General features: G+C 64.7%; 23 protein-coding genes and 2 tRNA genes. 13 read left to right on the plus strand and 12 right to left on the minus strand.

The annotated features are described in order from the left end of the window. Nucleotides 1-110 precede the first annotated feature (110 nt). Both CH273_RS11680 and CH273_RS11685 read left to right on the plus strand, forming a co-directional pair. Nucleotides 111-1196: an S-(hydroxymethyl)mycothiol dehydrogenase gene (locus tag CH273_RS11680; RefSeq protein WP_032395682.1), complete on the plus strand. Its 1086-nt coding sequence runs from the start codon at nucleotides 111-113 to the stop codon at nucleotides 1194-1196. Then, a complete protein-coding gene (locus tag CH273_RS11685; protein WP_032395683.1) occupies nucleotides 1193-1846 on the plus strand; it encodes an MBL fold metallo-hydrolase in 654 nt (217 codons plus the stop codon). Before CH273_RS11680 ends, CH273_RS11685 begins: the two co-directional genes overlap by 4 nt. Before the next feature lie 1125 nt (nucleotides 1847-2971). Here CH273_RS11685 and CH273_RS11690 read toward each other — a convergent pair. From CH273_RS11690 to CH273_RS11720, 7 genes are all read right to left on the minus strand, one after another. After that, nucleotides 2972-3045 (minus strand) — tRNA-Leu (locus CH273_RS11690). Nucleotides 3046-3089: 44 nt separating this feature from the next. Next, on the minus strand, nucleotides 3090-4541 hold the full coding sequence (locus tag CH273_RS11695) for a short-chain fatty acid transporter (protein ID WP_032395684.1): 1452 nt from the start codon (nucleotides 4539-4541) through the stop codon (nucleotides 3090-3092). 116 nt (nucleotides 4542-4657) lie between these two features. Further along, on the minus strand, nucleotides 4658-5602 hold the full coding sequence (locus CH273_RS11700; protein ID WP_032395685.1) for a Ppx/GppA phosphatase family protein: 945 nt from the start codon (nucleotides 5600-5602) through the stop codon (nucleotides 4658-4660). Further along, nucleotides 5599-6129, minus strand: coding sequence for a DUF501 domain-containing protein (locus CH273_RS11705; RefSeq protein ID WP_032395686.1), 531 nt, complete (start codon nucleotides 6127-6129; stop codon nucleotides 5599-5601). Before CH273_RS11705 ends, CH273_RS11700 begins: the two co-directional genes overlap by 4 nt. Beyond that, complete coding sequence (locus CH273_RS11710; RefSeq protein WP_230596801.1) at nucleotides 6126-6839, minus strand: FtsB family cell division protein; 714 nt, start codon at nucleotides 6837-6839, stop codon at nucleotides 6126-6128. Before CH273_RS11710 ends, CH273_RS11705 begins: the two co-directional genes overlap by 4 nt. A gap of 34 nt (nucleotides 6840-6873) precedes the next feature. After that, complete coding sequence (eno, locus tag CH273_RS11715; protein WP_008718800.1) at nucleotides 6874-8160, minus strand: phosphopyruvate hydratase; 1287 nt, start codon at nucleotides 8158-8160, stop codon at nucleotides 6874-6876. Between the two features lie 87 nt (nucleotides 8161-8247). Further along, nucleotides 8248-8970, minus strand: coding sequence for a lytic transglycosylase domain-containing protein (locus CH273_RS11720; RefSeq protein ID WP_094638007.1), 723 nt, complete (start codon nucleotides 8968-8970; stop codon nucleotides 8248-8250). Between the two features lie 228 nt (nucleotides 8971-9198). On the opposite strand from CH273_RS11720, the gene efeU reads away from it, so the two are divergent. From efeU to CH273_RS11740, 4 genes are all read left to right on the plus strand, one after another. Further along, the gene (gene efeU, locus CH273_RS11725; RefSeq protein ID WP_052049770.1) at nucleotides 9199-10032 is read left to right on the plus strand and encodes an iron uptake transporter permease EfeU; all 834 of its coding nucleotides are present in this window, start codon (nucleotides 9199-9201) and stop codon (nucleotides 10030-10032) included. A gap of 14 nt (nucleotides 10033-10046) precedes the next feature. After that, entirely contained in the window at nucleotides 10047-11186 is a 1140-nt protein-coding gene (efeO, locus tag CH273_RS11730; RefSeq protein WP_032395690.1) for an iron uptake system protein EfeO, read from the plus strand. Beyond that, on the plus strand, nucleotides 11167-12417 hold the full coding sequence (gene efeB, locus CH273_RS11735; RefSeq protein ID WP_032395691.1) for an iron uptake transporter deferrochelatase/peroxidase subunit: 1251 nt from the start codon (nucleotides 11167-11169) through the stop codon (nucleotides 12415-12417). The genes efeO and efeB overlap by 20 nt, the downstream gene beginning before the upstream one ends. Before the next feature lie 205 nt (nucleotides 12418-12622). Continuing rightward, nucleotides 12623-13264, plus strand: a complete 642-nt coding sequence (locus CH273_RS11740) for a dihydrofolate reductase family protein (protein ID WP_032395692.1) — start codon at nucleotides 12623-12625, stop codon at nucleotides 13262-13264. A gap of 39 nt (nucleotides 13265-13303) precedes the next feature. On the opposite strand, the gene CH273_RS11745 is transcribed toward CH273_RS11740, so the two are convergent. The 3 genes from CH273_RS11745 to CH273_RS11755 all read right to left on the minus strand — a co-directional run bounded on the left by CH273_RS11745 (nucleotide 13304) and on the right by CH273_RS11755 (nucleotide 18583). Then, nucleotides 13304-14218, minus strand: coding sequence for a nucleoside triphosphate pyrophosphohydrolase (locus CH273_RS11745; RefSeq protein ID WP_032395693.1), 915 nt, complete (start codon nucleotides 14216-14218; stop codon nucleotides 13304-13306). A 2-nt stretch (nucleotides 14219-14220) separates the two neighbouring features. Further along, the gene (gene mfd, locus CH273_RS11750; RefSeq protein ID WP_230596869.1) at nucleotides 14221-17799 is read right to left on the minus strand and encodes a transcription-repair coupling factor; all 3579 of its coding nucleotides are present in this window, start codon (nucleotides 17797-17799) and stop codon (nucleotides 14221-14223) included. A gap of 214 nt (nucleotides 17800-18013) precedes the next feature. After that, nucleotides 18014-18583 carry a TetR/AcrR family transcriptional regulator gene (locus CH273_RS11755; RefSeq protein WP_032395694.1) on the minus strand — a complete coding sequence of 190 codons (570 nt, stop codon included), beginning with the start codon at nucleotides 18581-18583 and terminating at the stop codon, nucleotides 18014-18016. 55 nt (nucleotides 18584-18638) lie between these two features. Between CH273_RS11755 and CH273_RS11760 the strand changes: the two genes are divergently transcribed. Continuing rightward, nucleotides 18639-19619, plus strand: a complete 981-nt coding sequence (locus CH273_RS11760; RefSeq protein ID WP_032395695.1) for an alpha/beta fold hydrolase — start codon at nucleotides 18639-18641, stop codon at nucleotides 19617-19619. On the opposite strand, the gene CH273_RS11765 is transcribed toward CH273_RS11760, so the two are convergent. Then, entirely contained in the window at nucleotides 19620-20264 is a 645-nt protein-coding gene (locus tag CH273_RS11765) for a ScbR family autoregulator-binding transcription factor (RefSeq protein WP_032395696.1), read from the minus strand. It lies immediately after the preceding gene. A 189-nt stretch (nucleotides 20265-20453) separates the two neighbouring features. Further along, nucleotides 20454-21092, minus strand: a complete 639-nt coding sequence (locus CH273_RS11770) for a TetR/AcrR family transcriptional regulator (RefSeq protein WP_082073772.1) — start codon at nucleotides 21090-21092, stop codon at nucleotides 20454-20456. Between the two features lie 257 nt (nucleotides 21093-21349). On the opposite strand from CH273_RS11770, the gene CH273_RS11775 reads away from it, so the two are divergent. The 6 genes from CH273_RS11775 to CH273_RS11800 all read left to right on the plus strand — a co-directional run bounded on the left by CH273_RS11775 (nucleotide 21350) and on the right by CH273_RS11800 (nucleotide 26567). Next, nucleotides 21350-21420 (plus strand) — tRNA-Gln (locus CH273_RS11775). Nucleotides 21421-21473: 53 nt separating this feature from the next. Then, a complete protein-coding gene (gene glmU / locus CH273_RS11780) occupies nucleotides 21474-22946 on the plus strand; it encodes a bifunctional UDP-N-acetylglucosamine diphosphorylase/glucosamine-1-phosphate N-acetyltransferase GlmU (RefSeq protein WP_032395698.1) in 1473 nt (490 codons plus the stop codon). Next, entirely contained in the window at nucleotides 22943-23926 is a 984-nt protein-coding gene (locus tag CH273_RS11785) for a ribose-phosphate diphosphokinase (protein ID WP_032395699.1), read from the plus strand. The genes glmU and CH273_RS11785 overlap by 4 nt, the downstream gene beginning before the upstream one ends. A 137-nt stretch (nucleotides 23927-24063) precedes the next feature. After that, complete coding sequence (locus CH273_RS11790) at nucleotides 24064-24693, plus strand: hypothetical protein (protein WP_230596802.1); 630 nt, start codon at nucleotides 24064-24066, stop codon at nucleotides 24691-24693. Between the two features lie 18 nt (nucleotides 24694-24711). After that, on the plus strand, nucleotides 24712-25908 hold the full coding sequence (locus tag CH273_RS11795) for a sensor histidine kinase (RefSeq protein ID WP_032395700.1): 1197 nt from the start codon (nucleotides 24712-24714) through the stop codon (nucleotides 25906-25908). Then, nucleotides 25908-26567, plus strand: a complete 660-nt coding sequence (locus CH273_RS11800; RefSeq protein WP_032395701.1) for a response regulator — start codon at nucleotides 25908-25910, stop codon at nucleotides 26565-26567. Before CH273_RS11795 ends, CH273_RS11800 begins: the two co-directional genes overlap by 1 nt. The last annotated feature ends 22 nt before the right edge of the window (nucleotides 26568-26589 follow it).

A 26589-nucleotide genomic window follows, 5' to 3' on the forward strand; every position in this document is an offset into this window, starting at 1 on the left:
CGGCGTGTCCGAGTGACTGCGCCCCTCGTATTCTCGGTTCATACCTGTTCATCGGACAGGTTGGTTGACAACACTTTTCAATCCATTTCACTCGACCTCGAAAGTAGCTCATGTCTGAAACTGTGCGTGGTGTCATCGCTCGATCCAAGGACGCCGTCGTCGAACTCGTCGACATCGTGATACCCGACCCCGGCCCCCACGACGTCATCGTCAACGTCCAGGCCTGCGGGGTCTGCCACACCGACCTCACCTACCGCGACGGCGGCATCAACGACGAATTTCCATTTCTGCTGGGCCACGAAGCCGCCGGCATCGTCGAGACCGTAGGCGACGCCGTCACCCACGTCACCCCAGGCGACTTCGTCGTCCTCAACTGGCGAGCAGTCTGTGGAGAATGTCGCGCCTGCAAACGCGGCCGCCCCTGGTACTGCTTCGACACCCACAACGCCTCACAGAAAATGACCCTCACAGACGGGACCGAACTCACCCCCGCTCTCGGCATCGGATCCTTCGCAGACAAAACCCTCGTCCACGAAGGACAGTGCACCAAGGTCGATCCCACCGCCGACCCTGCTGTTGTCGGGCTCCTCGGCTGTGGCGTCATGGCCGGACTCGGAGCCGCGGTCAACACCGGCAACGTCAGCCGCGGAGACTCCGTCGCCGTCATCGGCTGCGGCGGAGTCGGAGACGCCGCGATCGCCGGAGCGGCACTGGCCGGCGCATCGATCATCATCGCCATCGACCGCGACGACACCAAACTCGCCTGGGCGAAAGAACTTGGCGCCACCCACACCGTCAACGCCTCGACTGTCGACCCTATCGACGCCGTCAAAGACCTCACCGGCGGACACGGAGCCGACGTCGTCATCGACGCCGTCGGACGCCCCGAAACCTGGAAGCAAGCCTTCTACAGTCGTGACCTCGCCGGCACAGTCGTTCTCGTCGGCGTGCCCACTCCGGACATGCGCGTCGAAATGCCGATGATCGATTTCTTCTCCCACGGCGGATCGTTGAAGTCTTCGTGGTACGGCGACTGCCTCCCCGAACGAGACTTCCCTACTCTGGTCGACCTCTACACCCAGGGCAGGCTGCCGCTCGAAAAATTTGTCACCGAACGAATCGGTCTCGATGATGTCGAAAAAGCCTTCCACCGCATGCACGCTGGCGAGGTCCTGCGATCCGTCGTTGTCCTATGACTGTCGAAACCCTCGTCAGCACAGGCGGAGTACGGATCGAGCGGGTCGTCACCTCGGGCGTGTTCGCTCTCGACGGAGGAACCTGGGAGGTGGAGAACAACATCTACCTCATCGGCGACGCCACCGACGTCGTGGTCATCGACGCCGCCCACACCGCCGCCCCGATCATCGACGCCGTCGCCGGACGTCACGTCAACGCCGTCCTGTGCACCCACGGCCACAACGACCACGTCACCGTTGCCCCCGAACTCGGACAAGAACTCCACGCCCCGATCCTGCTGCACCCCGGCGACGACGTCCTGTGGAAACAGACCCACCCCGACACCACCCACTGGACCCTCGACGACCACCAACGAATCGCTCTCTCCGGCACCGAGATTCAGGTTATCCATACCCCCGGACACTCCCCCGGATCTGTGTGCTTGTATCTCCCCGAGGCCGGTGTCCTGTTCTCCGGGGACACGCTGTTCTCCGGAGGTCCCGGTGCCACGGGGCGGTCGTACTCCGATTTCCCCACCATCATCGGATCCATCCGCGACCGGCTCTTCGCCCTCCCCGAAGAAACAATTGTGCTGACCGGACATGGCGATGGCACCACAATCGGCACCGAAGTACCCCACCTCGCCGAGTGGATCGCACGCGGCACATGACACCGAAGTCAACCATTCGGCACCACCGTAGGTCTCACAAGCAAAGTGCTGACCGCCAAACAAATTTCGAGACGCAGAGGTCGTCATCGACATCACGCGCGAGCTGCCTGGGCTCCGACCGCTCGTGCCGCGCCTCGGCCAGCTCCGTTCCCAGATGCGAAACCGTCCCGGCTGCGATTTACGTGCGGGCCGGTGAGTGTGTGCATTTCGCTCCTCGTAAGGACTCCAAACACGGGCAATGATCCCATCACGTCACGACAAGAACCAATGCCCGACCGTCGACATATTCAGGCTGAGATACATCAGTCCAAAGGACTGATCGTGCGCTCCGGCAACCTGTTGACCTCGATCGCGACGACGAATGACACCAACCAAATCCCTTTGAAAGCCGGCAGATTCGCAGCCTTGACATTCGACCCGTTGGCAGCGCTGCACGAAGGCCGCTTCCGCTCATCCCGAGCTTCGCGATCGAGCAATCCTCCAGCGTCACAACTTGTCTCGGCGCTCAACACGAGACCGAGCCAGTCTGTCCGTCCAGCTCAGAAAGTGTTCACCTCTGAGTAAGAGAATGCATGCGGCCCACGTCAGCGAACCCATGGGCAGCCAACCAACCCTTAGAGTTCCGTCGTGGTTTCCTCGACCGTGTCACCGTCCATAGGACTGTCATCTTTGGACGGCCACTCGTACCCCACCGACTCGAGCGACGCTCCCCACGCGATTGCATGAGCCAAATTGGCAGGGAACGGAGTCAGCGGATCCCGGTCGCCGGTCGATGCCACCTCTGGGCCAGCTGTGTCGTCTATCGGTTGCTTCCGTCGAAACCACACGGTTCTCCCCTCTCCGTTCGCTCGACTCAGCATCCACGGCCCCTCAACTCCACCGCAGACCTTCGGTCGAAAATCCGTACTAATACGGATACCGCCGAGCAACCACGTTCACGGTCAGACGTAGTGGGCTCGAGTGCGTGGTTGACCTAATAACATCAGGGCACTGAGCGGTCTGGTGGGACTCACCCAAACGGTAAGGCAGGCTCGCGCAACAGTTTCTCCGAGATGCTCGACCTGTCGCACAGTCACGAGCAATCAAGCACCATGTCTGCTCCAAACCTGAGCTGCTCCTGTTCTGTGCCCCCAGTCGGACTCGAACCGACACTGTGCGGATTTTAAGTCCGCTGCCTCTGCCAATTGGGCTATAGGGGCCACCGCTGAACTCTCGCTCCAGCGGTGACGATCATATCGGGCTGCTATTGGGCCGGGATGACCGGCGGCACGAAGTCGAAGGTCATACCGAGAAGCCACACGAGCAGCAGGACCACAGGGAAGTGGAAGATGAACTGCAGGAACGTGAATCCGATCAGATCTCGCGCTCGCAGGCCCAGGACGGCCAGCAGCGGCAGCATGAAGAACGGGTTGATCAGATTCGGCAACGCCTCGGCCACGTTGTAGATCTGGACGGTCCAGCCCAGATTCATCTGCACGTCCGTCGCCGACTGCATCACGTACGGCGCTTCGACCAGCCACTTGCCGCCGCCCGAGGGGACGAAGAGCCCGAGTACGACGGTGTAGATCGCGATGACCACCGCGAAGCCGCCGCCGCTGCCGATGTCGGTGAAGAAGTTCGCGAGATGCTCGGAGATCGTGACGCCTCCCCGGCCCTCCGCCTTGGTCAACATGGCGGCCATCGCGGCGTACAGCGGGAACTGCACCAGGATGCCTGCGGTCGCAGGGACAGCCTTGCTCACCGAATCGAGGAAGCGGCGCGGGGTGCCGTGCAGCACGAGCCCGAGCATCAGGAACACCAACAAATATCCGTTGAGGCTGCTGACCACCGACAGCACTGGCAGCGTCAACAGTTGGGAGACAAGCCATCCCAGGGTCATTGCGCCGACGAAGAGCGGAAGAATGCGACTGTACTCGAGCCACTCACCCGGCCTGCTGCGCGGAGCAGGCTCGGCGACGGTGTCGTCGAGATCGACCTTCATGTCTGCGGCAGTCTTGATCGCGGCACCCTTGGGGGCGGACACGTGCGCGATGACGACCGTCAGAACGATGATGATCACGCACATCAGCAACGACTGCCACGTGAAGATGGTGGTTCCGAAGTCGAGTACACCGGTGACCGAAAGCAGCGTCGCCGGAAGCGAACTTGCCGTCGCCTGCAACTGCGCGGCCGAGGAAGACATTCCCAGCGCCCACACGGCCCCGAGTCCCATGAACGCCGCAGCCCCCAGTGCTCGGTAGTCCGTCCTCAGATCGTCCCGCCGCGCGATGGCTCGGGCGAGCAGACCGGCGAACACCAAGCTCAGACCCCAGTTCAGGAACGACACCGAGCAGGACAGCAGTGCCACGAAACTGACTGCGCTGGTTGAACTCTTGGGCACTTGCGCCAACCGTGTGATCAATCTGGCGACCGGTGGAGAGGTGGCCACGACGTAGCCGGTTAGAACGACCATCGCCATCTGCAGGGTGAAGGCGGTCAGGTCCCAGAAGCCGTTTCCGAACGCGTCGACCACATTCTGCGGAGACGACCCGTTCGCGAACGCAGCGACAGCCACGACCACCACACCGACCAGAGCGAAGATGTACGCGTCGGGAAACCACTTCTCGGTCCCCTTGGCGAGCGCTTGCGCTACGCGGGCCAGCCCTTTCTCGGCCGGTGCCTGGTCGGCCGCAGCCTGTTCGGCGGGTGACGTCATCGGTGGTCCTCACCTCGAAGGGAGCCGTGACGTGGGCCACAGCACCTGTAAGGCTTCACCGAATGACGCAGCGATGCAACCGACATCGCCGCAGACCGCCTCTGCAGAAATGCAGATCAGATCTTGATGGACATCGCGATACCGTCGAGGATGTCGTGCTCACTGACCGTCAACGAGCTCACGGCACCGCGTCGCTCGAACTCCTCGGCCAATACGCTGCACACAATTGCACCGCCGCCGATGACGTCGACCCGTCCGGGGTGCATGGGGCCCAACGCGCTTCGCTGCGTATGCGTCATGCCGATCAGTCGCTCGCACACCTCGAAGAGCTGATCGAACGGCACTCGCGAAAGATGCACGGCGTCCGCGTCGTACTCGGGTAGTTCCTTGGCGATGGCCGCGATGGTCGTCATCGTGCCGGCCACCCCCACCCAGCTCGACGCGTCACCGATCGACACTTCCTCGAACGCCTCCGCCAACTTCTCGCGCGCGTACTCACGCGCACCGTTGATCTCGCCGACAGTGGGTGGGTCACTGTGCAGGAACCGTTCGGTGAGGCGTACGCAGCCAATGTTGGCCGAGAACGCGGACTTGACGCCCTTGGCGTCGCCCAGCACGAGCTCGGTGGAACCACCACCCAGATCGACCACCAGGAAAGGCCCTGCCGCAGCGTCGAGTTCACCGACTGCACCGGCGAACGACAGTCGTGCTTCCTCGTCGCCGGTGATCACTTCGGCCTCGGCACCGGGGATGACCTTGCCGAGCACCTCACGCACCATCGAGAAGAAGTCCTCTCGATTGGACGCATCCCGAGTGGCCGAGGTGGCGACCATCCGCACCGCTGTGGCACCGGTCTTGCGAATGATCTCCGCGTACTCGACCAATGCCACGCGGGTGCGCTCGATCGCCTCGGGTACGAATGCTCCGGTGGCGTCGACGCCTTGCCCGAGCCGTACCACTCGCATCTCGCGAGCGACGTCGGCGAGGGACTTACCGTTGTTGTCTGCGACGAGCAGGCGGATCGAGTTGGTGCCGCAATCGATTGCTGCAACCCTGGTCATTGCTTCTCCGCACGTAGTTCTTCGATGGTCGGCCAATCGGCCGGAATTGCCTTGCCGCGCAACGAGTTCTCCGCTGCCAACGCAACCGACTCGTCACCCAGCGGGTTGACGCCCGGACCCTTGGCCAACGAATGCGCGATGAGCACGTGCAGGCACTTGACGCGATCGGGCATACCGCCGCCAGTGAAATCCGTTCCGAGAGATTCGATCTCGTCACGCTCGGCCAGATACGACTGATGTGCGCGCAAGTATGCCGCGGCCAGTTCGGGATCGGTACCGAGACGCTCGGTCATCTCCCGCATCACCCCGGCCGATTCCTGTCGACTGGCCTCGGCCGTCAGCCGCGGATCCGTCAGATAGAACAGAGTGGGAAAAGGCGTCCCGTCGGGCAACTTCGGGGCGGTTTTCACCACACCCGGCCTGCCGTCCGGAGATCGGTACGCGATCTCGAGTACGCCACGCGGTTCACGTCCGAGCTGCGCTGCGACCGCATCGAGATCTTCCTGCGAGACTGCCGAGGAATTCACCCGACCGGTCCTCCTTCTGGTTCTGGCACCGCCGGCGCGGCCGGTGCAGGTTCTGGCTGTACGAGTGGCATGGGTGCGGACGTCGGCTCCGGGGGTTCGTTCGATCCCTGCGGCTGGACGGCGGTGTTCCACAGTTCGGTGAACCACGGTCCCGTCGGCGTGTTGTCCACGGCGAGGTCCGCGGAGCTCGGCGAATAATCGCCGGGCAACTGCACCTGATACGGCGTCTCCCCCGGCATGACGAAACGCAGCCGTTCGCGAGCGTCGGCCGCAATGCGGGACGGCTCGTCGAGCTGCGACTTCTGTGTCTGGAGCGCGTCCACCTCGTCCTGCAGGGTCTGACGCTCGGCCAACACGGACTCGAGCTCACTGCGTTGCGAGAAATACGTGCGCAGCGGCACGGCCAGCGTCAACGCCAGCGCGCACACCACGACACCGAGGATGACGGCTCGGCCGGTGGACAGTCCGAAGAACGTCCGCTCGGGCATCTTGGGTCGACGAACACCGACGCGCCGGGGCGCGGCCTTGCCGCCGACCACGGCGTCGCGCGCCTGATCCGAGGGTTCCGGTGGGGTGGCCTGCCGGCCGGAGGCGTTCTCCTCACGAGAGACGCCCCCGGCCTTGGACCGACTCGATGTGGAGGACCGGCCGCGGGGTCGGGGATCACGTCCACCTGGACTGGTCCCGGACCTGCCGCGCCGTGCCATCATTCACTCTCCACTTCGTGCCATACGTGCCTGTTCGCTATCCCTCGTAATTGAACCGGGGGAAAGACAACTCGCCGGCGTAACGCGCCGCGTCGCCCAGAGCTTCTTCGATACGCAGCAACTGGTTGTACTTGGCCACGCGCTCGCTTCGAGCCGGAGCACCGGTCTTGATCTGGCCGCTGCCGACGGCAACTGCCAGGTCAGCGATGGTGGTGTCCTCGGTCTCACCCGACCGGTGGCTCATCATCGTCTTGTAGCCGTTGCGGTGCGCCAGATCGACGGCGTCGAGGGTCTCGGTGAGCGTGCCGATCTGGTTGACCTTGACCAGCAGCGCGTTGGCCGCACCCTTGACGATCCCGTCTTCGAGACGCTCGGGGTTGGTGACAAACAGATCGTCGCCGACGAGCTGAACCTTGTCGCCGATCGACTCGGTGAGGGCAACCCAGCCGTCCCAGTCGTTCTCGTCGAGCGGATCCTCGATGGAGACCAGCGGGTAAGCGTCGACGAGCTCGCCGTAAAAGGCCGACATCTGCTCGGCGGACTTGGTCTCGCGCTCGAAGGCGTAGCCGGTGCCCGCGGTGTAGAACTCGGTGGCCGCCACGTCGAGCGCGAGGGCGACGTCCTGTCCGGGCTTGAGACCGGTCTTGCCGATCGCCTCGAGGATCAGGTCGAGGGCAGCCTTGGTGCCGGCGAGGTCGGGAGCGAAGCCACCCTCGTCACCGAGGCCGGTGGACAGACCCTTGGCCTTGAGTACGGACTTGAGTGCGTGGTAGACCTCGGCACCCCAGCGCAGCGATTCCTTGAACGTGGGCGCACCGATCGGCGCGATCATGAATTCCTGCACGTCGACGCCACTGTCTGCGTGTGCGCCACCATTGATGATGTTCATCATCGGGACCGGCAGGATGTGGGCGTTCGGGCCACCGAGGTAGCGGAAGAGCTCGAGGCCGGTGGACTCGGCCGCGGCCTTGGCGACGGCGAGCGAGACACCCAGCAGGGAGTTCGCGCCGAGGCGAGACTTGTCGGGCGTGCCGTCCAGATCGAGCAGGGCCTGGTCGACGGTGCGCTGCTCGATGGCGTCGAGGCCGATGACCGCCGGTGCGATCTCGTCGAGGACCGCGTTGACTGCCTTCTCGACGCCCTTGCCGCCGTAGCGGTCTCCGCCGTCACGAAGCTCGACGGCCTCGTGCTCACCGGTGGATGCGCCGGAGGGAACGGCTGCACGGGTCAACGTCCCGTCGTCCAATGCGACCTCGACCTCAACCGTGGGGTTGCCACGGGAATCGAGGATCTCGCGAGCTCCGACCTGCTCAATGATGGCCACGAATGCTTCTCCTAGTAACGGGGACCGGCGGACTGTGCCGGGTGCAAGACTAGCCGCTTCCCGGTGCCTCCCGCGATGCACGGAGATCTACGGCCTGGTGCCCACCGAGTACGCGGCCGCTCGATCGCGCACGTCCCGCAGATACTGACCCGACAGGTTGTACGCCATCAGCGCGCTCTCCCAGCCCTGCGCCGTCCGCAGATCACCGCCGCGCGCACACAGGTATCGCGCCGCGGTCAGCGCTGCGTCGTCGATGTTGTCGGGATCTGCGACGCCATCGCCGTTGGCGTCGACGCCCCATTTCCTCCACGTCTCGGGAATGAACTGCATCGGGCCCATCGCCCGATCGAACTCGGTATCACCGTCCATCACGCCGCCGTCGGTGTCCGGAATCTCGGCGACGCCCGGTCCGCCGTCGAGTGGGATTCCGCGAATCGGCGGCGCAACGAGGCCGTCGGGGGCCACCGACGAACCCTGGTAGGTGCCGTGCCGACTCTCGATGTATCCGATGCCGGCGAGCGTCGTCCATGCGATTCCGCAGTCGGCATCCGTCTCGGTCATGATCGCCGCAGCGTGCCCGTACGACGCCAGGGCGGTCACCGAGATGCCCAGCGCGTCGGTCTGGGGTTCGGCCCAGGCGAGCAACAGATCGGCCGTGCGTCCCGGTGCGTTGAAGTCGATGGCCGGCACTTCGGTGCCGGGTCCGGGCGGGATGCCCTCGGGAATCTCGCGCTTCGGTTCGCCGGTGCCGCACGCCGTCAACGCGAGCAGGACCGACGCTGTGGCGAGCACGCAGATACGGGAGATCACCACTCCATCCTGCACACGCAAGGTAATAGAAAGCTAAAGGCCGAGATAACCCCTGGTCAACGCGCATTCGGGCAGGGTTGCAGGGTGTATGTTTTGGTCAGCCTTCACACATGAGGGTCGCCTACCCTTGGAGAGGGCAGGCGTACCAATGTTCGACGCACCACAGGAGCACCATCCGTGTCCACAGTCGTTCTCGCCGCCGGTTCTGCGCCGTCGATCGCCACCCAGATGTTCGGCAGTGGCTTGATCGGCCTGCGCGAAGGGCTCGAGACCGGCATCGTCGTGATGATCCTCGTCGCGTTCCTCGTCAAAGCCGAACGACGCGACGCGCTCAAGTGGGTCTGGCTCGGAGTCGGCCTGGCCGTCGCCATGGTCGCCGCCATCTTCTTCGTGATCCATTACGGCACGTCCACCGTCACCGGACTGACCGCCGAGATCATCGCCGGAGCAGCATCGCTCGTGGCCGTCGTCATCGTGACCGCGATGGTGCTGTGGATGCGCACCGCCGCGAAGAACATCTCCGGCGAACTACGGGCGAACATGGAGAAGGCGCTCACCGTCGGGCCCGCCGCGGTATTGGCTTTGGCGTTCTTCGCCGTCGGCCGCGAAGGCGTCGAAACGGCACTGCTCATGGTCGGCTACGCCGAGAACACCAACGGCAGCCTGTGGCCACTGCTCGGACTGCTGCTCGGCATCGTCGTCGCCGCCGTGCTGACGGTGTTCCTGTACTTCGGTGCCGTCCGCATCAACTTCGCCGTGTTCTTCAAGTACACCGGCATATTCCTGATCGTGGTCGCCGCCGGAATTCTCGCCTACGGCATCCGCGCACTGCAGATCGGCGGCATTCTGCCCGGCGGCAGCGCAGTCGCCTTCGACATCACCGCACACTTCGACACCTCGAGCTGGTACGGCACCGTGCTCGCCGGCATCTTCAATTTCCGGCCCGAACCCACTGTGTTCCAAGCGATCGCGTGGGTGCTCTACATCGTGATCGTCCTCTACCTCTTCCTCCGCCCGGTCCGCGTTCCCGCGACTCCCGAGCCTGCTCTGCAATCCTCCTGAAAGGCACCACCACAATGCGTCGTACCACCTACGCTCTGGCCGCCGTCGCGGTTCTGCCGATGGCTCTGGCCGGATGCACCGAGAAGTCCTCCACCGAGGCCGCGTCGGGCGACATCACCGTCACCGCAACCGATTCCTCCTGCGACGTCGGCGCATCCGAGGGCACCACGGGCAACTCGACGTTCCAGATCACCAACAACGGCAGCAAGGTCACCGAGTTCTACGTCTACGGCGAAGGTGACCGCGTCATGGGTGAGGTGGAGAACATCGGACCCGGCCTGACGCGTCAGCTCATCGTCGCCCTGCCCGACCCCGGCACGTACCAAACCGCCTGCAAGGCAGGCATGGTGGGCGACGGTATCCGCGCCGACTACGTCGTCACCGGCGACTCGGTCCGCACCGCGGACGATGACGGACTCCTTGCCGAGGCCGCATCCGGCTACAAGCGCTACGTCGTCAGCCAGATCGACGCACTGCAGGACACTACGGCCTCGTTCGTCACCGCCGTCAAGAGCGGGGACGTCGACGCAGCCAAGGCTCAATTCGCCATTGCGCGTAGCTATTACGAGCGCATCGAGCCCGTAGCCGAGAGCTTCCCGGACGACCTCGACCCGCGCATCGACCTGCGCGAACCCGACGTGGAGCCCGGTGCGGAGTGGACCGGCTTCCACCGCATCGAGAAGGACCTGTGGACGCAGGGCCTGCAGCCCGACACGAACGCGATGGCCGATCAGCTCGAGGCCGACATCACCGAACTCGCCGACAAGATCAAGGCCGACGACTTCACCATCGACCCGATCCAGGTGGCAGGCGGCGCACAGGGATTGCTCGACGAGGTCGCCAAGACCAAGATCAGCGGTGAAGAGGACTTCTTCTCGCACACCGACCTGTGGGACTTCCAGGCCAACGTCGACGGCTCGCAGGCCGCCATCGCCGCCGTCCGTCCGATCCTCGACGAGCGCAACGCCGAACTGGGCACCGCCATCGATGCCCGCTTCGAAGAACTCGATGCCGAACTCGCCAAGTACCGCAGCGGAGACGGCTTCGTCTTCTACGACACCGTGACCGAACCGCAGCGCCAGGAACTGTCCAACAAGATCGACGCATTGTCCGCCGAAGTGAGCCAGGTGCAGGGTGTCGTTGCCGGACAGTAAGACCGGACAGTTCTCCCGGCGGCGCCTCTTCGGTGCCGTCGGGACCGGTGCTGCGCTCGTCGGAGTCGGCGCGATCGCAGGACATGCGACGGCGTCGGGTGCCGAGGTGCCCACCTCGGATGTCGTCGAATTTCGTGGAGACCACCAGGCCGGAATCGTCACCCCGGCACAGGATCGTATGCACTTCGTCGCCTTCGACATCACCACCGATTCTCGCGACGAATTCGTTGCGCTGCTGAAAAAGTGGACCCTGATGGCCGAACGCCTCACCAAGGGTGAGGAGACGTTCGACGGCGGCGCTGTCGACGGCGGCCAGTACAACCCTCCCGCGGATACCGGCGAGGCCCTCGGCCTGAGCGCGTCGTCGCTCACGTTGACGATCGGTTTCGGACCGAGCATGTTCGATCGCTTCGACCTGGCCTCGAAAAGGCCTGCGTCACTTGCCGATCTGCAGCACTTCCCTGCTGACAATCTCGATCCCGCACGCTCCGGCGGAGACCTGTGCATCCAGGCCTGCGCCGACGACCCGCAGGTTGCCGTCCACGCCATCCGCAACCTCGCCCGTGTCGGCTTCGGGACCGTGTCGGTCAAGTGGTCGCAACTCGGGTTCGGTCGCACCTCGTCCACCTCGACCACCCAGTCCACCCCGCGAAACCTGTTCGGCTTCAAGGACGGAACGGCTAACCTCAAAGCCGAGGACCCGACGCTGCTGAACGACAACGTGTGGGTTGCATCCGATGACGATCAGGAATGGATGGCAGGCGGCTCGTACCTCGTGGCGCGTCGAATCCGCATGCTGATCGAATCCTGGGACCGCACCACGCTCAAGGAACAAGAGCGAGTGATCGGGCGCAGTAAAGGAACCGGTGCGCCGCTCGGCCAGAAGGACGAATTCGACGCACTCGACTTCGAGTCCCAGGGGCCAGAGGGCACCTTCATCGACAAGACCGCCCACGTGCGCCTGGCGTCGAAGGAAAACCTCGGCGGTGTGCAACTGCTGCGTCGTGGATACAACTTCACCGACGGATCCGACGGCTTCGGCCACCTCGACGCCGGACTGTTCTTCATCGCCTACTGCCGCGACCCACTGACCCAATTCGTCCCGATGCAACTGGCCCTCTCCCGCAAGGACGCCCTGAACGAATACATCCAACACGTGGGGTCCGCGGTATTCGCCTGCCCTCCCGGCGTCGGAGAATCCGAATACTGGGGTTCGACGCTGTTCGAGTAGACCGGTCCCCGCGTCGGCGTCAATGGACCCTTGCATGCGTCTGGCCGCTGCAATGGTCCATTCACGCACGACCCCGGCCTGCGTCGATGGCGCATTGCACACGTCTGACCGCTGCAAGGGTCCATTGACACAGGCGAGCGGTGAGTTAGTACGGTCGGCTCGGTCCATACGTCGTACATCATCGTCATCGACTTCGGGAGCACACATGGGACAGCTGGTTCGGGTACAGAACTTCACCATTTCGAGCGACGGAATTGCTGCGGGGCCGGACCAAAGCTTCGAGAACCCGTTCGGTCTCGACCATCTGGCACTGATGAGGTGGTACTTCGCCACCGCCAGCTTTCCTGGAAACGCCGGTTCGGGCGGCAGTCGCGGACTCGACGATTACCTCGCCCGCGACTTCTCCAACAACATCGGTGCCGAGATCATGGGCCGGAACAAGTTCGGGCCCCAACGCGGACCGTGGACCGACCACGAATGGCAGGGCTGGTGGGGCGAGGAACCACCGTTCCACACCCCCGTCTTCGTCCTCACCCACCACGCGCGACCATCGATCACACTGTCCGACACCACGTTTCACTTCGTCGACGGCGAGCCCGCCGAGGTACTGACACAGGCAAAGGCGGCCGCGGGCGGCAAGGACGTGCGGCTCGGCGGTGGCGTCACCAGCATCCGAGAATTCCTCGACGCCGACCTCGTCGACACCATGCACATCGCCGTCTCGCCCATCGAATTCGGCTCGGGCCTGAAGCTGTGGGATTCACCCGACGAATTGAACGACAGATTCGAACACGAGGTGATCCCCAGCGGCAGCGGCGTCACGCATCATTTGTTCTGGCGCAGGTAGCCGGTCCGGATCGAGGTACGAGGGGTGGGTGGGGAACCCTCAGCCCCGCAGACCCCAGTGCTCGATCCAGTCGAGTGCAGACATCTCGCCGGGCGCGATGCCGGCGTTGCGGGCCGAGGCTTCGGCGTTGCGAATCAGGGATGCAAAATCCAGTACCCGACGCCGAAGCAGGTCCTCGGCACTGTCTCCGCCGTGCGAGTGATCGACTCCGATGTGTACGACGCGAAGGCCGTCGGGAATCAGTTCGTCGGGCAGGCCTGCCTTGGTGGCGCGGCCGATCACCTTCTGTGTCAGTGCCAGTGACGGCTGAGACAGGGCGATTCCGTCGACGCAGGATCCGCGCGCCTTCTCCGATGCCTTCTGCTCTTCCCAGGCTCGCTCTTGTTCGGCGATGTCGATGGGGCCGTTGCCCGTTCGACCGAGGTGCGGGCTGCGGTGGGTGAGTTTGGCGACGAGTCCCGCGGCGACGTCGTCGACGTCGAATGCGTTCTCGGCGGCATCCTGAGCAATTCTGGAATGAAAGAGCACCTGCAGCAACAGGTCTCCGAGTTCTTCGCGCAGGTCCACCAAGTTGCCCGCGGCGATGGCGTCGAGCAGCTCGTACGTTTCTTCCAGCAGGTACCCGCGCAACGACTCGTGGGTCTGCTGCGCTTCCCAGCCGCCGAGAGTGCGCAGCCGATCCATCAACCGGACCGCCGCGATCAGGTCGTCACCGGGGAGCTTCTCGGCGGCGATGATCCGTTCGCCGAGCCCGATCCGTTCCTGAACGTCGGGGTTGGCCGGGTCGGTGCTCACCAGAACAGCGTCGACGGCGTCGGGCGCAGCGGTTCCGGAGAACAGCCACCGCACTCGCACCGGTACTTCCTCGGTGAATTGCACGGGCTCGCCCAGAAATTCGACGGCGTCCACCGGGACCTGCGTGGGACGGACCGGGTCGAGCAGAACTACCGTCACCGCTACACCCCCACTGTTTGCTCCAGCAACACCGACCGAGATGGTTTCCCGTCCAAGGATAGGATGAGATCGGCGATGAACTGGACCAATTCGACGTCGCGTACGCGCGCCGCCCCCACGCCGCCGCCCTCGACGCGCGGCAGCGGCAACTGCACCACACCGGTGGTGGCCCGGTACGCAGCACTCGGGTACAGCCGCTTGAGGCGGATCTGCTTGGAATCGGGCAGATCCATGGGGGCCAGCTTCACCTGCGTTCCGGCGACGTTGACGTCGGTCAGACCGTATTCCTTGGCGATCAGGCGCAGCTTGGCGATGGAGACCAGGCGGCCGACCTCCTCGGGCAGCGGACCGTACCGGTCGACGAGCTCGTCGATGACGGCGTCGATGCCCTCGGAATCGGCTGCCGCAGCGAGCTTTCGATAGCCCTCGAGCCGCAATCGATCGCTGGTGACGTAGTCGGGTGGGATGTTGGCGTCGACGGGCAGGTCGATGCGCACTTCCTTGGGTGCCTCGTCGGTGGTGATGGGCTTGCCGTCGGCGGCCGCGCGGTACGCCTCGACCGCTTCACCGACGAGCCGCACGTACAGGTCGAATCCGACGCCTGCGACGTGACCGGACTGCTCCGCGCCCAGAACGTTTCCGGCACCACGGATTTCGAGGTCCTTCATCGCCACGGCCATACCGGCACCGAGATCGGAGTTCTGAGAGATGGTCGCCAGCCGGTCGTATGCGGTCTCGGTGAGCGGCTTCTCCGGCGGATACAGGAAATATGCGTAACCGCGCTCGCGACTACGGCCCACTCGGCCTCGCAGCTGGTGCAACTGAGAGAGGCCCAGCGAATCGGATCGCTCGACGATCAGCGTGTTGGCATTGGAGATGTCGAGACCGGTCTCGATGATGGTGGTACACACCAGCACGTCGGTCTCGCGCTGCCAGAAGCCCTGCACGGTGCGTTCGAGTGTTTCCTCGTTCATCTGACCGTGTGCCGTCGCCACCCGCGCCTCGGGGACCAGATCACGAATCTTCTTGGCGGCCTTGTCGATCGAGCTGACTCGGTTGTGCACGAAGAACACCTGGCCGTCGCGCAGCAGCTCACGCCTGATGGCCGCGGCCACCTGCTTGTCGTTGTACGCACCCACGTACGTGAGCACCGGGTGCCGCTCCTCCGGCGGTGTGAGGATGGTCGACATCTCCCGGATTCCGGCCAGGCTCATCTCGAGCGTTCGCGGAATCGGCGTCGCAGACATCGTCAGCACGTCTACGTGGGTTCGGAGCGACTTGATGTGCTCCTTGTGCTCGACGCCGAAGCGCTGCTCCTCGTCGACGATGACCAGACCGAGGTCCTTCCAGGCCACACCGGTCTGCAGCAGGCGGTGCGTACCGACGACGATGTCGACCGTTCCGTCGGCCAGCCCGGCCATGACCTCTTTGGATTCGGAGCCGTGAGTGAAGCGGGAGAGCCCCTTCACCGTCACCGGGAACGACGCCATCCGAGCAGTGAAGGTCTGCAGATGTTGTTGTGCCAGAAGCGTTGTCGGAACCAGCACGGCCACCTGCTTGCCGTCCTGCACCGCCTTGAACGCGGCGCGAACCGCGATCTCGGTCTTGCCGTAGCCGACGTCACCGAGGATGACGCGGTCCATCGGCACCGCCTTCTCCATGTCGGCCTTGACGTCGGTGATGGCGGTCATCTGGTCGACGGTCTCGGTGAACCCGAACGCATCTTCCATTTCGAGCTGCCACGGAGTGTCGGGCCCGAAAGCGTGCCCGGGCGCTGCCTGACGAGCGGCGTACAGCTGCACGAGTTCGCCGGCGATCTCGCGAACTGCCTTGCGCGCCTTGCGTTTGGTGTTGGCCCAATCGGACCCGCCGAGCTTGCTCAGAGCCGGCAGCTCGCCGCCGACGTAACGCGAGAGCTGATCGAGCGAGTCCATCGGGACGAAGAGTCGGTCGCCTGGATGGCCCCGCTTGCTCGGTGCATATTCGACCACGAGGTATTCGCGTCGGGCGCCGCCGATGGTGCGTTCGACCATCTCGACGAATCGACCGATGCCGTGCTGATCGTGCACGACGCTGTCGCCGGCGACGAGGGCGAGCGGATCGACCTGGTTGCGACGCTTCGCCGGGAGCTTGCGCCCCTCGCCCGCTGCGGCCACGCGGTTGCCGGTCAGATCGCTCTCGGTGACGACCACGAGTTTCGCATCGGGAAAGACCAGGCCGTCGTGCAACGATCCGCACAGGACGTTCACGACGTCGGCGACGGGGACCGCACCGGAATCGAGATGTGCCGCAGGCACTTCGGCCTCGGCGAGGCGTTCGATGATGCGGGAGGCGGTACCTGCACCCGCGACGGAGATGACCGCACGACCACCGGTGGCGATGTGCGCCCGCAACGTTGCGAACAGGGCCGTCAGCGCCTCCTCGGATCCCCGCACCTCCGGGACCGAATCGACGGCGAGTTCGACTTCTTCACCGTTGCCGGATGCCAACGGACTGATGGTCCACCACGGACGACCGTGCACCTGCGCCGATTCGCGAACCTGTCGAAGTGAACGGTAGGCCGAGGCACCGAGATCGAGAGACGCACCTTCGAGGCTGGACGTATCGAGAGTGGAGGTATCGAGCGGCGCAGCTCCTCCGATCGACGCCGCCGTCCAGGATGCTTCGAGGAACTCCTGCCCGGTGCGGACCAGATCTGTTGCGCGCGTTCGGATTCGCTCGGGATCGCAGAGCAATACGTGTGTTCCCGCGGGGAGGGTGTCCGCGAGCAACTGCAACTCGCCCGGTTGCAGCAGCGGCAGCAGCGCCTCCATGCCCTCCACCGGGACGCCTGCGGACAGCTTGTCGAGCATCTCGACCAACGCGGTGTCGCCGGCGTTGTCGGCTGCGAGGACCGCGGCGCGGTCGCGGACCTCCTGGGTGAGAAGCAGTTCGCGGCACGGCGGAGCGATGACCAGATCGACCTCGTGATCGGGCAACGAACGCTGATCGGAGACGGCGAACGCGCGGAGCTCGGTGATCTCGTCGCCCCAGAATTCCACGCGGACCGGGTGATCTGCCGTCGGCGAGAAGAGGTCGAGGATGCCGCCGCGGACGGCGAACTCGCCGCGCTTGCCGACCATGTCCACGCGCAGGTAGCCGAACTCGACGAGTCGGTGGATCAAGCCGTCGAAGTCGATGTCGAGGCCGACCTTGAGGGTCACGGGTTCGATCTCGCCGAGACCGGGTGCCATCGGTTGCACCAGCGAGCGGACGGTGGTGACGATGACGCGCAGAGGATCGCCGTAATCGGTGCCGCCGGGGCGAGCGAGCCGTCGGAGCACGTCCAGGCGCTTGCCGACGGTATCGGCGCTCGGCGAGAGTCGCTCGTGCGGAAGCGTCTCCCACGACGGGAACATGACCACGCCGCCGCCGAGGATCTGGCGGAGTTCGTCGGTGAGATCGTCCGCTTCACGCCCGGTGGCGGTGACGATCAACAGTTGGGTGTGCTGCGCGATCGCGGCGGCGACGAACGGGCGAACCGAGTGCGGTCCGATGAGTGTGTGTTCGGCGGTTCCGATGGCGTCGGCGACGGCCACCATGGCCGAATCGGTCAGCGCGACGCTGGCCAGACCCGAGAGTTGCAGCGCCGCGTCGGGAACGATCGGGGCCGGCCCGGATGAAGAAATGGCAGGCAGAGAATCGGAAGACAACAGCAATGCTCCTACAAGCGAGTCGAGGCGATGGCTGCTCACACACAGTCACGACCGAGTCTATGGGAGCACACCGACAGCCCGGCGAGCGGGAGACGACGGGCTACGTCAGAGCAGCGTCGAGCATCGTCGAGAGAGACTCGGCAGCAGCAACCGAGTCGTACTCCGGGTCGTGCAGGCGCTCGGTGACGATCGCGTCGATCCCACCCCCGGTGATGACGGCCAGGGTGCGTGAATCGACGCCTGTAGTCCCGCGAGCCCGAACGGATGCGTCGATGATGTCCGCCAACGGACGCCATCGATCCTCCGGGCTGTGGCCCAGAGCCGAGTTGCCGAGCGCCTCGACCAACATGCGGGTGTGCGTCGGGTGGTCGCGAAGATGGCCGACCATCGCACGCACGTACGCCTGTGGACCCTCCCGGGCGTCGACGGCCTCGACCGCGGCCGCCACGTCCTCCACCAGTGCCGCGAGAACGAATCGATACGCGGCGTCGATCACTGCGTCCTTGGTTCGGAAGTGATACAGCACAGCAGCTTTGGTGATTCCGGCACTGTCCGCTATGCGGGCTAACGAGACCTTCGCATACCCGTGTTGGGCGACCGAGTCGATCGTGACGTCGATCAGCTGAGCGCGTCGCGCGCGCTCGACGAAGCTCGGTTCTCTCGTTGCCACGATCGCCAGCCTACCGTACGGTTGAATTACTTACCGATCGGTTAGGAAATTCACGATGGACGACCGAGCACCGAACAAGTGGCGTCGATACCTGAAGATCGCCGCTGGGACGTCGACCGTCGGCGTGCTCGCCCTCGCGTTCGCGCTCCGGTCTCCGTCACCGGTGGGCCACTGGAACAGCGCATCGAGCGAGGACCGGTTTCTCGCCGCCTACGACCGCGCATTCGAGGATCTGCCCGATCCGGCGGAGACGCTCGACATCAGAACCGACTACGGCGTCGTGCGCGTGTATCGATTTGCGGGCACCATAACCTCGACCCACCCTCTGCTCCTGCTCCCCGGCCGTTCCTCGGCCACACCGGTGTGGGCAGCCAACCTGCCCGGACTGCTGACGATCGGCGACGTCTACACCGTCGACCTGCTCGGCGAGCCGGGTCGCAGCATTCAGGAACGGCCGATCACCAGCGACGAGGACCAGGCCACGTGGCTCGATCAGACACTCGCCGCTCTGCCGACCGACAAGGTCCATCTCGTCGGACTGTCGATCGGTGGGTGGACCGCAGCGAACCTGGCGCTGCACGACAGCACGCACCTCGCCACTCTCACTCTGATAGACCCGGCCCAGACTTTCGCCGATATTCCCTGGCGCACCGCGATTCGGGCCCTCCCCGCCGCCGTGCCGTGGCTTCCGAAATCCTGGCGGGACAGCCTCAATTCCCATACCGCGGGAGGCGCAGTGGTACAGGACGTCCCCGTCGCCGACATGATCGAAGCCGGGATGCAGGGCTATTCGCTGAAGCTGCCACAGCCCACGAGCTTCACCGAAAAGCAACTCGCGACGCTCGACGTGCCCGTTCTGGCGATCATCGCGGGCAGGTCGGTGATGCACGACGCCCAGGAAGCAGTCGCGACGGCAGAGCGGACACTGCCCGACGGGACCGTCCGGCTCTATCCGGACGCCTCACATGCCGTCAACGGCGAGTATCCGGAACGATTGCGCGACGACATCGCCGACTTCGTGGCCCGGCATCGCTAGTTACGGGCCGAAGCGGATGACGCGACGCGCTGCGAATTCGCGGAAGTAGTCGAGCTTGTTGGCGGGAACCAGCGCCGGGAGAAGGTAGTACCAGAGGCGCTCCATGCGCGACGGCAATTCCTCGGTGGTGGAGGTGGCAACTGCCACCATGTGTACGCCGGTGAGGATTTCCAGGACCAGAGATCCGATGGTGCGCGAATCCGAGTTGGGGTCGATGTCCCCCTGCGCGATGGCCTTGGCGGCGAGCCTGTCGAACGACTCGCTCCACCCGGCCATGACGTTGCCCTCGGTGCCGCGGTAATCGCCGATCTGATGGCTCAGCCGAAGCATGGCCGAGACCATGGGGTCGCTGACCGAGAGGTCGACGACGATGTAGGAAATACCGATCGCCGCTTCGAGTGCGGGGATTCGACCGTCGTTGAACTGCGAGCAGGCCGTCGTCAGACGAGCGTTGCCCTCGTCGATGACCGCACGTGCCAGTTCTTCCTTGGAGCCGAAATGGAAGTACAGAGCGCCCTTGGTGACCTGGGACTGAGAAATGATCTCGCTGAGGCTCGCGTTCGCGTACCCGAGGCGCAGAAATACGTTCGCTGCGCCAGCCAGCACGGTGTCGCGAGTGATTTCAGCGCGGGCCTGCCTGACCATGGGATCCGCCTTCGCAATAAGAACTGCCACTGCGCAAATTACGCCCGAACGGTACCACTGAGTGGCTTTACGTCTCGTGCCAACATGCATCGGTCCGATTGAAGCACTGTGCCGTAGGTGACACAGCTCTCATGGCCGACAAAGGGGACGATACCCCCTCATACGCCGCGGAGAGACCGAACCGTGTACTCATTCCTCGGTCAATCGAGGGTCCGCTTCCAGATTCGTCAGCCCGTTCCAGCACAGGTTGACCACGTGCGCCGCCACCACTTCCTTCGACGGGGTACGCACATCGAGCCACCATTGCGCGGTCATCGACACCATTCCGACGAGGGCCTGGGCGTACATCGGCGCGAACTCGGGATCGAGGCCTCGGCGCGAGAAATCTCCGGCCAGCATGTGCCCGACGCGACCGACGGCCTCGTTGAGCAGCGACGAGTACTTGCCGTCCTCGGCGGAGACCGGAGAGTCACGAACGAGGATGCGGAAGCCGTCGGTGCGGTCCTCGATGTAGGTGAGCAGCGCCAGCGCAACGCGCTCGACACGGATCCGCGACCTGTTGAGATCGAGGGAACTGGTGATCATTCCCAGCAGAGTCGACATCTCGCGGTCGACGATGACGGCGTAGAGACCTTCCTTACCGCCGAAGTGCTCGTAGACGACCGGCTTGGACACGTTCGCGCGTCCCGCGATCTCCTCGACGGACGCGGCCTCGTACCCGCGTTCGGCGAACAGCGTCCGACCCACCTCGATCAACTGCTCGCGCCGTTGCGTCCCCGTCATCCGGACCCGAGGTGAGCGTTCCTGCTCGGAGGCTGCGCCTGTCATGGAAAACCGCTTCCGTCACCGACCGTGTGCATTGTCAGACGCCACCCTCGACGTCTCCCTCACCCTAACCATGTCCGAACCATCCGGTTTCGAACGTCGCGAGTGCAGGGACAAGAACAACTCGAACGGTCTCATGTGCGCCGCGGTTCGACTCACCACTACCTCGCGTGCGAGGATCGTTGCGCTCAGTGGGAGCGCAGCGGCAGACGAAGGCGTCGTTCGATTCGTCGGCCACTGATGAAACCGCTGGCCGTTTATCCGCCGTGGTGTAATGGCAGCACCTCTGATTTTGGTTCAGATAGTTCAGGTTCGAGTCCTGGCGGCGGAGCGAGCAACATCATTCACGCATGCCGTCATTCGCGTTACCGCCTGAGGAGCTCAATGCCTGTGCAGACCGCCGTGGTCGTTCTCGCTGCGGGTGCAGGTACCCGAATGCGATCGAAGACTCCGAAAGTTCTGCACCCGCTGGCCGGTCGCACCATGCTTGCGCACGCCCTCCACGCAGCCGCCGACCTGGGCCCCGACCATCTGGTGACGGTCGTCGGACACGATCGCGAACGAGTCACGGACGCCGTCCAGGACCTGGCAGCCACCTTCGGTCGCACGATTCACACTGCCGTCCAGGATCGCCAGCTCGGCACCGGGCACGCCGTCCAGTGCGGCCTCGCTGCACTCCCGGACGACTTCGAGGGCACGATCCTCGTCACCGCAGCCGACGTCCCGCTGCTCGACGGCCACACTCTCAAAGCTCTGCTCGACGAGCATCTGAGCGCCCCCCGGCCCGCCGCGGCCACGGTTCTGACATTCCTGCCCGACGACGCCAACGGATACGGCCGCATCGTCCGCACCGACGACGGCGAGGTGGCCGAGATCGTCGAGCATGCCGACGCCACGCCCGCTCAGGTCCTCATCGGTGAGGTCAACTCCGGCGTCTACGCGTTCGACGCCGTTGCGCTTCGTACCGCCCTGGGCAAGCTCAGCACCGCCAACGCTCAGCACGAGCTGTACCTGACCGACGTCGTCAAGATCAGCAAGGCGGACGGCAAAGCCGTGTACGGCACTCAGCTCGCCGATCCCGATCTGGTGGTGGGCGTCAACGACCGCGTCCAGCTGGCGCACGTCACGTCCGTGCTCAACCGCCACATCATCGAACGGCACATGCGGGCCGGCGTCACCGTCGTCGACCCGTCGACCACCTGGATCGACATCGACGTCACCCTCGGCGCGGACGTCCGCATCGAACCCGGCGTCCAACTCCACGGCAAGACTCACATCGCCGACGACGCCATCGTCGGGCCGGACTCGACGCTGCGGGACGTCGAGATCGGCGAGCGCGCATCGGTCGTGCGGACCCACGCCGAGCAGGCCGTGATCGGACCGGATGCCACCGTCGGACCGTTCACCTATCTGCGTCCGGGCACGGTGCTGGGCGCAGGCGGCAAACTCGGTGCCTACGTGGAGACCAAGAACGCGACGATCGGCCGCAACACCAAGGTCCCGCACCTCACCTACGTCGGCGATGCCACGATCGGTGACCACAGCAACATCGGTTGCTCCAACGTCTTCGCCAACTACGACGGCGTCAACAAGAGCCGCACGGAAATCGGATCCCACGTACGGACCGGTTCCGACTCGACGTTCGTCGCTCCCGTACATGTGGGCGACGGCGCTTACACCGGTGCAGGAACAGTGGTTCGGGACGATGTTCCTCCCGGCGCACTGGCCGTCTCCGGTGGCAAGCAACGCAATATCGAAGGCTGGGTCATGGACAACAGGCCCGGAACCGAAGCTGCGAAAGCAGCGGCGCTCGCAGATCGTGATCGGCAAGAACAAAAGGACGGCGAAGAGCAGTGACCACCCCTAATTGGATCGACAACCAGAAGAACCTGATGTTGTTTTCTGGTCGAGCACATCCGGAGTTGGCCGAGCAGGTCGCCAAGGAACTCGGAATCGACGTCACCCCGCAGACCGCGCGTGATTTCGCCAACGGCGAGATCTTCGTGCGCTTCGAGGAGTCGGTCCGCGGGTCGGACGCCTTCGTGCTGCAGTCGCATCCGTTCCCGCTCAACACGTGGCTGATGGAACAGCTCATCATGATCGACGCGCTCAAGCGCGGATCGGCCAAGCGCATCACCGCGATCCTGCCGTTCTACCCGTACGCCCGCCAGGACAAGAAGCACCGGGGACGCGAGCCCATCTCCGCTCGTCTGGTCGCGGATCTGCTCAAGACCGCCGGTGCCGACCGCATCATCACCGTCGACCTGCACACCGATCAGATCCAGGGCTTCTTCGACGGCCCCGTCGATCACATGCACGCACACAGCCAGCTCGCCGATCACATTCGGGCGACCTACAGCCTCGAGCACATCACCGTGGTCTCCCCCGACTCCGGCCGTGTGCGCGTCGCCGAGAAGTGGGCCGACTCGTTCGACGGCGCGCCGCTGGCGTTCATCCACAAGACGCGTGACCCGTTGGTGCCCAACCAGGTCAAGTCCAATCGCGTCGTCGGTGACGTCGAAGGCCGCACCTGCATCCTCATCGACGACATGATCGACACCGGCGGCACCATCGCCGGCGCCGTGAAGGTGCTCAAGGAGGCCGGAGCCGGTGACGTCGTCATCGCCGCCACCCACGGCGTTCTGTCCAACCCCGCCGCCGAGCGCCTCGCGAACTGCGGTGCCAAGGAAGTGGTCGTCACCAACACGCTGCCGATCAGCGACGAGAAGCGCTTCGCAACGCTGACCGAGCTCTCGATCGCGCCGCTGCTGGCCCGCACCATTCGCGAGGTCTTCGAAAACGGTTCCGTCACCAGCCTTTTCAACGGCAGCGCATAACAGTCAGTCTGTTTCACCCCGCCCCGCCCACTCTCCGTCCGCGCCGCATGAACTACGTCACGTCCGTGACCGGAACATGCAGCTCGCGAGGCGGGGGTGTGCGGGGCGGGTTTCGTTGTCACCTAAGATGACTCGTCGTGATCGACGCAGACTCTCCCCACGGCCCGGCTGGAACTACTACGGTCAGAATTGCCCGATGGACGCCGGGCGGCTGCGTCTGGTGCGGTAGTACCGACAGCGTCGAGGACTTCCGAAACGAGCCGCGCTGCGGGCTGTGCCGCGAGAAGGAAGCGGTCATCGACGAGGCCAAGCACTTCATCGGGATGTACGGTCTGCGGCCCCTGGGCGGCACGCTGGCGTCCGAGGACGAGGAGGAGCGCGAGTACCGCGTCACGGCTCGGGATGCCCGTGAGGTGCTCAACCGTATTCGGCTCGAGAAGCTGCCCGATCCGGCTGCCGTCCGCAAAGCGTTGCGTCCCAGGGCCGCTGCTGCGGGAAACACACCGGCCTCGACGACGTCCGGAGCGCCTGCGAAGGCACCGACGAAGAAGTCGCAGGCCGGTGTCACCGGAATCGACGCGATCGAACTGCAGTCACGTGTGCAGAAGCTGCTCGGCCAGCTCACCTCCGTCGACGAGCAGATCAGCGCACTCGACGGCGTGCAGGGCCTGCCGGCACGTGCACGCATGAAGGATCTCGAACGGCAACGCACCACAGTCCTGTCGACGCTGGCCGCGCTCGAGAAGGCTCGTCGCCGCACCAACTGATCCACGTAGTCTGATCGAGTGCTGCGCAAGCGTTCGATATCACGGCAGGTGCTCGATGCCACCTACGCCGTCGTCTTCGTTCTGCTCCTGCTGCCGTCGACGCTGAGCGGACCGTACGGTTCTTCCGGCGCGGGTGTGCTGGTCGGTTTCGGCGTAGCGCTGGCCATCAGGCGCCGCTCACCGCGACTGTCGCTGGCACTGGCCTGGCTGCTGGCCGTCGTGCAGATGGTCGGCGGGGTGCTCCCCCTCTCCGCGGACACCGCAATCTTCGCGATTCTGTACTGCTCGGCCGCGTACGGCGACAGCGTCGTTCGACGCTTCGGGCTCGCGTCGGCCGTGGGCGGCGGAGTGATCGCCGCGCTGTACCTGGCGTACGTGGACGGCAATCCCTTCGGCCCGCCCACGGAGGAGGGCTACCAAGAACCCCGAATCGCGCAGTTCGCCCTGCTCCTCGCCGGCCTGTGGGCCATGCTCGGATTGTCCTGGGCACTGGGCCGTCTCGCCTACGCCCGGCGCACTGCCATCGAATCCGCACACGCACGCGAGCTCGCCGAGGTACATCAGGCCCGCGCCGAACACGAAGTGGCAATCGAGCAGGAGCGCAACAGAATTGCTCGCGACATGCACGACATCGTGGCGCATTCGCTCGCCGTGGTGATCGCGCAGGCCGACGGTGCACGCTACGTACGCGCCATCGATCCCGCAGCCGTCGACACCGCGCTGACGACCATCTCCGACACCGCGCGCGATGCACTGACCGACGTTCGGGTGTTGCTCGGACAGCTTCGGCACAGTCAGGGCGATCTACCGAACCCGACACCCGACGATCTCGAGCGTCTCTTCGACCAGGTGCGCGCGACCGGACTGACCATCGACTCCTCGATCGACACCACGTCGGTGTCGTTGGGTGCCGGTGCGCACCTCGCGCTCTATCGCATCGCGCAGGAATCGCTGACCAATGCCCTACGTCACGGTGATCCCGACAAGCCCGTCAGCGTCACGATCGAATCCGACTCGGCGGGCATCGAATTGACGGTGCGCAACACGGTGCGATCGGTGCGTTCGGCATCGGAATCGGGCGGGCACGGAATCGCCGGTATGAAGGAACGCGCCAGCCTCGCCGGCGGCATGTGCACCGCGTCCGGCGACGGCTCGTCGTGGACCGTGACTGCCTGGCTTCCTGCTGCCGGCTCGTCCACGAAGGGAATCGACTGATGGCAGATCGAATCGAGGTGGCTCTGGTCGACGACCAGCAGCTGTTCCGAGCAGGTATTCGTATGCTCATCTCCTCGCAGCCGGACCTGGAGTTCGTCGGGGAAGCGGGCAACGGGCGAGAGGCCGTGGAGCTCGCCGCGTCGGCGAAGCCCGATGTGATGCTCATGGACGTCCGGATGCCGGTGCTCGACGGTATCGCCGCCACCGAGCAGATCGTGGCCGCGTCCGATACTCCACCGCGGATTCTGGTGCTCACCACTTTCGATCTCGACGAGAGCGCCGCGCGAGCGATCCGCTCCGGAGCAAGCGGTTTCGTGCTCAAGGACGCCGACCCGGAATTTCTGCTCGCCGCGATCCGGACGGTCCATGCGGGTAACTCTGTGATCGCCGCGTCGGCCACGACGGGGCTGCTGGCGCACTTCACACCTACGCCGGAGGTACCGAAGGTTCCCGCCGAGTTCGCCACCCTCACCGCACGGGAGAAGGAACTGTTTCGACTCACCGCCCGTGGGCTGAGCAATTCCGAGATCGCCGCGATGGAATTCTTGAGCGAGGCGACGGTGAAGACACACATCAGTCGAATCTTCGCCAAACTCGCGTTGCGCGACCGAGTGCAGTTGGTGGTCTACGCATTCGAGCACGGACTCACCGGAGACTGACACCGAAGTCATCCTCTCGATG

This window comes from Rhodococcus sp. 05-339-2 (genome assembly GCF_002258965.1).
In the GTDB taxonomy this organism is placed as follows: Bacteria; Actinomycetota; Actinomycetes; order Mycobacteriales; family Mycobacteriaceae; genus Rhodococcoides.